The sequence below is a fragment of the Streptomyces sp. NPDC037421 genome, assembly GCF_055602105.1.
In genome coordinates this window covers 171,755-179,858 of sequence record NZ_JBVJWV010000012.1, presented here as the reverse complement: position 1 = coordinate 179,858, position 8,104 = coordinate 171,755, and the positions used below count along the sequence as shown (strand labels likewise).

Sequence of the window (8,104 nt, the reverse complement as noted above, 5' to 3'; positions counted from 1 at the left end):
TGCACCACCCCCCCCCCACCACCCCCCACCCCCCCCCCCCCCTCCCCCCCCCCCCCCCCCCCCCCCCCCCCCCCCCCCCACCCCCGGACCGGCCTATCCGACGAGGAGGTCCTTCTTCAGCTCGCGCAGCTCGCGGGCGTCGACGCCGAGGCCGTCCTTGAGGTAGCGGTCGAAGGAGCCGTACGTGGCCTTGACCTCGTCGTAGCCCGCGTTGAGGTACTCGGGGCGGACGTCGAGCAGCGGCTTGTAGACGGCCGCCTGCTGGGCCGGGAGGCGGGAGAGGACCGCGTCGTTGGCGGCCTTGCGGTAGTCGTTGCTGGCCAGGTAGTCGGCCATCACCGTCTCCTGGGGGACGCCGAGGGCGGTCAGCAGGGTGGCGTTCGCCCAGCCCGTGCGGTCCTTGCCGGCGGTGCAGTGGAAGAGCGCGGCGCGGCCGCGGTCGCCGCGTATGCCGTCGAGGACCTGCGTGTACGCCTTCTTGCCGCCCTCGCCGCTGACCATGGCCCTCTCCGCGTCGACCATGGCCTTGGCGGCCTCGTCGGGGGACTTGGGCATGGTCTGGAAGGAGCCGGAGCCCGCGAAGACGTCGGCGACGACGTAGTTCGCGCCGGCCGGGACCTTGTCGGCGTCCTTGCCGCGCTCGTCCTGCATGCGCAGGTCGAAGACGGTGCGCACGCGCAGCCGCTCCAGCTTGGCCAGGTCGTCCGCGGTGAGCTTGGCGAGGGCGTCGGAGCGGTAGACCTCGCCCATCTTCACCCACTGGCCGGTGGTGGTGCGGTAGCCGCCGGCGTCGCGGAAGTTGGCCGTGCCCTCCAGCTTGATCAGCCGGTCGGCGAGGCGCAGGCCCTGGCCGTGGTCCGGCTGGAAGTCGAACCACTGGCGGTCGGCGGCGGGCAGTCCCTTGACCACGGCCCGCCCCTGGGCGCCGCCCTTGGCGACGGCCTTGCCGTCGGCCTTGACCGTGACGCGCTTGGTGCCCTTGGTGTTCCACGTCAGGGTGTACGAGCCGTCGGCGGCGGCGGTGACGGTGGCCTCGGTGAAGGGGACGGCCGAGCGGTCCCGGTGGCTGCCGAACCACTCCCGGTCGGAGGCGGCGGCGGTGGGGACGGCGAGCAGGGAGGCGGCGAGCGCGGAGGCGACGGCGGTCGCGGCGAGGAGGGCCTTCTTCATGCCTCCGAGGCTGTGGGCGCCCGGAGAACGCCGGATGAACGAAGCGTGGCCGAAAACGACCGGGGTGAAGGCGAGTGGCAAAACGTGCCACACGGTGTGGCCGTGGCCGGAACCGTTCGCATTCCGGCCGTTCTCCGGTCAGTTACGGGCGACCCGACAGAGTGCTTCCGAATACGACCGAAGCCGTCCACTACAGTGCGCGTCCTGAGCCTGGGGGGACGGCATGGACACGACGACGAACACGGCGGGCGGCGCGGCGGCCGGCGCTGCCGGCGGGACGACGGGTGCGGCGGGCAGCGCGGGCAGCGCGGGCGGCAGTACGACGGACACGGCTGTGCTGAGGGTCGTTGCGACCGGGCCGGCCGGTGTGGCCGAGATGGCCGGGTCGACCGCCACGGGAGCCGCCGCCCGGGCAGCTCGGGCGGCTTCGGCCGGGGCGGCTCGGGCCGCGGCCGGTATCGCGGCGGCCTCCGGGGGCTCGGGCCCTGCCTCCACGGGAGCCTCCGCAGGCGCGGTCGCCGGTCACCCGGGGGCCGTTGGCCCCGGCTCGACGGGAACCACCGGAGTCGTCGGGCCCGCCGCCACGGGAGCCGCCGGAATCGCGGGCACCGGCCACCCGGCAGGCGGGGTCGGCGGGGTCGGCGGTCTCGCCGGGGGCGTCGAACCCGGCCACCCGGGAACCCCCGCAGGCGCGGTCGCCGGGCACACCGGGGGCGTCGAACCCGGCCACCCGGCAGGCGCCGCAGGCGCGGGCGGCGGGCACACCGGGGAGGTCGGGCCCGGCTCCGCGGACGCCTCCGGGGGCGCGGGCGGCGGGCAGGCGGGAGTCACCGCCGGAGGCATCGGCACCGCGCTGTGGGGGCGGGCCGAGCAGCAGGACTTCCGGGGCCGGGTGCGCGGAGCACTGCTCGGGTCCGCCCTCGGGGACGCCCACGGCCGCCGCGGTGCCGTCAGCGCCGCCACGCAGCTGACCCTGTTCACCGTCGACGGCCTGATACGGGCCCACGTACGCCGGGACACCGGCGGCTGGCACCCGCCGACCGACGTCCACCGCGCCTACCGCCGCTGGTTCGCCACCCAGCACGACTGGGGCCCCGACGAGCGGCGCGAGGGCAACGGCCGGCTCGGCAACGAGGAGTGGTTCTACGTCCGGCGCGACCCGGAGCGGGCCTGCCTGACCGGCTTCGGCGACGACACCCTCGCCACCCTCGACCGGCCGAAGAACCCCACCGCCCGGGACGCGGGCGCCGCCGTCCGCTCGGCCCCCTTCGGGCTGCTGGTCGGCTGGGAACCCGCGCTGGTCCTCCAACTGGCCGTCGAATGCGCCCTCCAGAGCCACGGCCACCCCGCCGCGTACCTGTCCGCGGGGGCCTTCGCCGTGATCGTGCACGGCCTGACCCGGGGCGACTCCCTCGACACCGCCGTCCGGCGCGCCCTGACCCTGCTCGCCGCCCGCCCCGGCCACGAACCCGTCACCGAGGCCCTGCGCCGGGCCCTCGCGGCCGTCCCCCAGGGCGAGCCCGGACCCGGCACCGTCGAAACCCTCTCCGTCGGCGGGGGCCGTACCGCGGAGGACGCCCTCGGCGTCGCCGTCTACTGCGCCCTGGTCGCCGAGGACGTCCCGCACGGACTGCGCCTGGCCACCGGCCACAGCGGCCCCCTGTGCGGGGCCCTCCTCGGCGCCCTGCACGGCGAGACGGCCCTCCCGGCGGCCGGGCTGGCCGAACTGGAGGGCCGGGCGATCCTGCTGGAACTGGCCGACGACTTCGCCCTGGAACTGACCCAGGGCCCGTCCCTGCACGGCCCCGCGGTCACCACCTCGGCCTGGCTGACCCGCTACCCCCGCGGCTGAGGCGCGGGGTCTGGGGCGGAGCCCCCGGGAACGGGGGAAGGACGGGGCCGGGACCAGCGCCGCAGGCGCCCGCGCCCGCGCCCGCACCCGGGACGGTCATGCCCCGGACCGCGGCCACACCCACAGCGCCTCCGCGACCCCGCACAGCTCACCCTCCCGCGTGGCCAGCGCCGTCCCCACCCGGCACTTGCGCCCCTCGACCCCGAGCAGCCACGAGTACGACACCAGCCCCGCACGCCCCGGCACCGCCCGCAGCACCCGCCCCGTCAGCGCGGCGGTGACGGCTCCCGCCGGCCCGCCCGCCAGCAGCCGGCCCGCCGCGTTGCCGGGGCAGTCCAGCGCGGCCCAGGCCAGCTCGGGCGGCAACAGCCCGTCGGCGTCGAGGAGTCCGGCGTCCGGGGTCCAGGCGGTGGCGACGAGGTCCCGCCCGGGCACCCGCCCGCAGTGCAGCCGCAGCCCCGTCGCCGGGGTCCGGCCCAGCCCGCACCCGAAACAGTCGACCTGCCCGTCCGGCGGGTCCGCCCGGTAGGTCTCGGCGGCCTTCGAGGCCTCCGCCCAGGAGGGCGCCCCCGGCACCTCCCCGCCCGGCGCGGCCACCGCCGACGCGGCGGCCAGCAGCACCCCGTCCGCGTCGAGCAGAGCCGCCCCGCCACCGGCGGCGCCGGGATCCAGCCGCACCGCCGTCCCGGTCGGCACGGGCCGCCGGAAGTCCACCCGTACCGCCCCGGAACCCCCCGCGCCGCCCGCCAGCCGCCCCGCGAGCAGCCCGGCCACGTATCCGCCGAAGGCCACCCCGGGGTAGCCGTGCAAAGCCTCCGGAACGGTGATCGTCTCCATCGAGTCCATGCCGCCCACCCCATCACACGCGCCGCGCGGAGGCCCCGTACGCTCTGCCGTCCGCACGCGCGAGCCCGTACCTTGGCCCTCCCGACGTCTCGGAGGTGCCCTCGCCCATGCGGATCGCCACGACCATCTTCCTCACCGACCGCACCGTCTCCCCCACCCGCCTCGCCCGCTCCCTGGAGGAGCGCGGCTTCTCCGGCCTCTACCTCCCCGAGCACACCCACATCCCCGTCAGCCGGGACACCGGCGCCCCGATGGGCGGCGAACTCCCCGCGCAGTACGGGCGCACCCTCGACCCCTTCGTGGCCCTCGGCCAGGCCGCCGCCGTCACCGAACGCCTCCACCTCGGGACCGGCATCACCCTCGTCGCCCAGCACGACCCGATCGGCCTCGCCAAGCAGGTCGCGACCGTGGACCACCTCAGCGGCGGCCGCCTCACCCTCGGCATCGGCTACGGCTGGAACGTCGAGGAGGCCGCCGACCACGGCGTCGACTGGCCCACCCGGCGCGAACGCGTCCGGGACCACATGGCGCTGATGCGCGCCTTGTGGGCGCCGGAGCCGACCGCGTACGAGGGCCCGTACGGCTCCGTCCGCGCGAGCTCGGCGTACCCGAAGCCGGTCCGGGCCCCGCGCGAACTCGCCCCCGGGCAGCCGCTGTACGGCCCGCGCACCCTGATCGGCGGGGCGGCCGGTCCGAAGCTGTTCGCCGCGATCGCCGACCACGCCGACGGCTGGCTCCCCATCGGCGGGCGCGGCCTGAGCGAGTCGATGCCGGTGCTGCGGCGGGTCTGGGAGGACGCCGGGCGCGACCCCAAGGGCCTCCAGGTGGTCCCGTACGCCGTCCAGCCGACGCCGGGCAAGCTCGGGCACTACGCCGAGCTGGGCATCGAGGAGGTCGTCCTCCAGCTCCCCTCGGCGCGGGAGGCGGAAGTCCTGCGCACCCTGGACGACTTCGCCCAGTACCTCTGAAACCTCCCCGCACGGAACCGGATCACCCCGCCCCTGCGTGTCTGCGGGTGGCCGCCGCCTGCCCGGACGGCTGCTAGCTTGGCCCGTCTTTCGACCGACTCGCCCCTGGGGGACTTCCCGTGCACAGCAACCTGCGTATCTCCGTCGCCGCCGCAGCCGGAGTCGCGGCCGTCCTCACCCTGACCGCCTGCGGCAGCGACAGCAAGCCCGCCGACGACAAGAAGCCGGGCACCGCCGCCTCCGCCCCGGCGGCCGCCACCCCGGCCGCCACCCCCGCCGCGGGCGGCGGCGCGGCCGCGGGCAGCCTCGACGGCGGCTGGATCGCCATGGCGACCCCGGGCAAGGGCGTGGTGCTCACCGTCAAGGGCCAGAAGGCGTTCGTGGTCGAGGCCGCCACCGGCCTGACCTGCGAGGGCACCACCAACGGCTCGACCCTCGACCTGAAGTGCCCGGCGGGCGCGACCCGTTCGAAGGGCAAGGTCGACTCGGTCGACGCCACCACCCTGAAGGTCACGTGGGAGGGCGCCGGCCAGGACACCTTCCAGAAGAGCGAGCCGGGCAAGCTCCCCTCGCTCCCGGCGCTGCCGAAGTCGTAACCCCGGCCGGCCCGCACCGCCCCGCCACCGCCGCCCCGCGCGCCGGTCGCGGGGCGGTGGCGTCCAACGCGGCCGGTCGGGCGTGCCGCGTCAGTGGCGGACGGCCCCGGCCCGCCGACACCCCCTAACCCCCGGCGCGGAGGTCGAGGTCGAAGGCCGTCTGCACGACCACGCGGACGACCTCCCCGGATGCCGACCGGCCCACCCACACCGGATAGACGCCGTCGCCGCCCGTGGCGAAGACCGCGAGGTCGGCGCCGAGGCTCCCGCCGTCCAGGTGCATCCCGGCGGCGGAGTCGGCGAGGAGGCCGCGGTCCGGAGACCCCTGCCACCGCGCCCGCTCCAGCAGGTCCCGCAGCTCCTCCCAGGCCCCGGCGTCGCCGAACGCGCCCGTGGCCGCGTCCGTGCCGAAGCCGAAGGCCTCGCCCTCGCGCAGCCGCAGCGTGTCGTCACCCGGCCCGAGCGCCATCTCCCAGACCACCGCGGGGGCGTCACCGATCCGCAGCCGGACGGCCGCCACGTCCTCGTACGACCCCCAGTACTCCTCCGGCACCTCGACCCAGGCCGCCTCGACCGGGTACGTGCCCGGCGGCACGGCCACCGTGATCCGGGACAGCCCCTCCCCGGTGTCCGGGCAGGCCACGGCCAGCACCCCGCTCGGCACGCGCACGCTGCCGCACGGCACCGGGTCGAGCACCTTCAGCCCGGGGATCTCCGCCCCGGCCCGGAACACCCGGTCGAAGTCGATGGAGCCGAGCAGCCGGGAGGGCTCCCGCCGCCAGCCGGCCGCCTCCGAGGCCGGCAGCGCGCCGACCCAGTCCGGGAGCGAGTCCGCCACGGGCAGCCCCGGCCAGTCGTCGAAGCCCGGCCGGACCGTCCAGAGATCCCCGTCGGCCACCTCAACCCCGGTCTCCAGGGAGTCGCCCCGCATCCCCCCGGGCTGGTGCGAGACGCGGGCCGTGCCGTCGGCGGAGAGCTCCACCGCCGTGCGGGGGCAGTCCACCGCGTACTCCGCCGTCCGCGCGTCCGGGTACCGCCGCACGAGGAGCCGCCGGACCAGCAGCCGACCCTCCTCGTCCCGCAGCCGCAGCTCCGCCTCGGCGGTCCGGCGGCCGTGCTCGTCGTACGCCCAGGCGTCGACGCAGCCGGCCCGCCACGCCACCATCCGCACCCCGAGCGGCACTTCACGGCCCGGGGCACGGTAGACCACCGCGTACGGAAGGCCTGCGGCATCCCGGGCGCGCGCCTCCTCGGGGGACAGCTCCCGGCCCCCGGTACGGAACGCCGCGTCCCAGGACTCCTCGAAGGTCACGTGCGCCGTCTCAGGCACCGGCGGTGGCCCCGTCCCGCTCCGGGAGGATCTCGGGCATCCCCTCGGTCAGCACCACGACCGCGACCACGTCACCGGCCCCGGACCGCCCCAACCAGACGGGGTAGGTCCCGTCGCCGCACGTCGCGAAGGTCATGAGCTCACCGCCGGTGGCCGTGTCCCACGTGCGCTGCATGAACATGGAACCGTCGCCGAGGTCCTCGTACCCGTCGAGGTCCGGCTCCCCCTTGATCAGCCCCCGCTCGTAGAGCGCGACGAGCGGCTCGAAGGCCCCGGCGTCGGCGAAGCAGCCCGTGGCACCGTCGGTGGAGAAACCGGCCATCTGGTCCTCGATGAACAGCCGGAGGTCGTCGTCCGCCCCGAGGGCCATCTCCCAGGACGCGGCGGGGGTCTCGCTGACGAGCAGGCGCACGGCAGTGGGGGCCGTGGTCGTGACCTCGGCGTCCCGCCACTCGCAGTGGTAGCTGAATTCGACCCGCGCCTCGTCGAGTACGTACTCACCGGGCGGCACGGGCACCGTGATGTGCGGCCCGTCGTCGACGTCGTCCGGGCCGGATACCGCCAGCAGCCCGCTGGGCACGCGCAGGGTGCCGACCCGGTGCGGCTCCAGGACCGTCTGCTCGGGGTGGTACCCGTCGGTGACCCGGACGCCGGGCCGGAACAGCTCGCCGATCGGGCCCGGCTGCGCGGGACGCGGCGGACGCCAGCAGCCGGCGGGCGCCTCATCGTGGCCCCCCTCGGCCACCGGCTCGACCACCTCGAAGACCGGCGGCTCCGCGATCCCGTGGTCCCGCGCCGAGAGCAACGGCCACTCCCCGAAGGCGGGCCGGACCATCCACCGCTCGTCGTCGCGGAGCCTGGGCGTGGTGGCGTACGACCCCCCGGCCGCCCCGCGGCTCTCCTCGATCCGCCGGCCCCTCCCGTCCGGAAAGAGGTCCACGGTGACGCGCGGGCACTCCCTGTCGAACTCCGCCATCTCCGGGCCGGTGTAGTACCAGCCGACGGAGTACCGGCGCAGCAGCCGCGCCGGGTCGTCGAGCAGCCGCATGTCCAGGTCGAAGGTGCGGCGGCCCTGGTCGTCGTAGACCCACAGCCCGACGTAGTGGTCCCGCCAGGAGACGAGCCGGACCTCCAGCGGCGCCTGACGGCCGGCCGTCCGGTACACCACCACGTACGGCAGCCCGGCGGCATCCCGCTCCCGGGCCTCCCCGGCGGACAGCGGCCGCCAGGCCGCGCGGGCCTCCGGGTCCCACGCCCGCGCGTACCCCACCTCGACGACCATGGCGGCTCCCTGTCTCTTGCGTTCGTGCCGAGCTGCAAGGTAGCCGCCGCGGGTGACAAC

Annotated in this window: 7 protein-coding genes; 3 read left to right on the top strand and 4 right to left on the bottom strand. The window is 76.4% G+C overall.

Annotated elements, in window-relative coordinates:
- Positions 1 to 93: 93 nt before the first annotated feature.
- Positions 94 to 1,170 (bottom strand): tyrosine-protein phosphatase, encoded by a 1,077-nt coding sequence (locus ACZ7IF_RS19900; RefSeq protein ID WP_470972846.1) that lies wholly within the window; start codon positions 1,168 to 1,170, stop codon positions 94 to 96.
- Positions 1,171 to 2,011: 841 nt separating this feature from the next.
- On the opposite strand from ACZ7IF_RS19900, the gene ACZ7IF_RS19895 reads away from it, so the two are divergent.
- Positions 2,012 to 3,022, top strand: coding sequence for an ADP-ribosylglycohydrolase family protein (locus ACZ7IF_RS19895; RefSeq protein WP_470972952.1), 1,011 nt, complete (start codon positions 2,012 to 2,014; stop codon positions 3,020 to 3,022).
- A 96-nt stretch (positions 3,023 to 3,118) separates the two neighbouring features.
- Here ACZ7IF_RS19895 and ACZ7IF_RS19890 read toward each other — a convergent pair whose 3' ends face one another.
- Positions 3,119 to 3,868, bottom strand: coding sequence for a hypothetical protein (locus tag ACZ7IF_RS19890; protein ID WP_470972844.1), 750 nt, complete (start codon positions 3,866 to 3,868; stop codon positions 3,119 to 3,121).
- A 107-nt stretch (positions 3,869 to 3,975) separates the two neighbouring features.
- Between ACZ7IF_RS19890 and ACZ7IF_RS19885 the strand changes: the two genes are divergently transcribed.
- Complete coding sequence (locus ACZ7IF_RS19885) at positions 3,976 to 4,836, top strand: TIGR03619 family F420-dependent LLM class oxidoreductase (RefSeq protein ID WP_470972842.1); 861 nt, start codon at positions 3,976 to 3,978, stop codon at positions 4,834 to 4,836.
- A 119-nt stretch (positions 4,837 to 4,955) separates the two neighbouring features.
- Complete coding sequence (locus ACZ7IF_RS19880) at positions 4,956 to 5,432, top strand: hypothetical protein (protein ID WP_470972840.1); 477 nt, start codon at positions 4,956 to 4,958, stop codon at positions 5,430 to 5,432.
- A 124-nt stretch (positions 5,433 to 5,556) separates the two neighbouring features.
- Here ACZ7IF_RS19880 and ACZ7IF_RS19875 read toward each other — a convergent pair whose 3' ends face one another.
- Together ACZ7IF_RS19875 and ACZ7IF_RS19870 are read right to left on the bottom strand one after the other, a co-directional pair.
- The gene (locus ACZ7IF_RS19875) at positions 5,557 to 6,762 is read right to left on the bottom strand and encodes a DUF4241 domain-containing protein (RefSeq protein WP_470972838.1); all 1,206 of its coding nucleotides are present in this window, start codon (positions 6,760 to 6,762) and stop codon (positions 5,557 to 5,559) included.
- Positions 6,755 to 8,044 carry a DUF4241 domain-containing protein gene (locus ACZ7IF_RS19870; protein ID WP_470972836.1) on the bottom strand — a complete coding sequence of 430 codons (1,290 nt, stop codon included), beginning with the start codon at positions 8,042 to 8,044 and terminating at the stop codon, positions 6,755 to 6,757. Before ACZ7IF_RS19870 ends, ACZ7IF_RS19875 begins: the two co-directional genes overlap by 8 nt.
- Positions 8,045 to 8,104 lie beyond the last annotated feature (60 nt).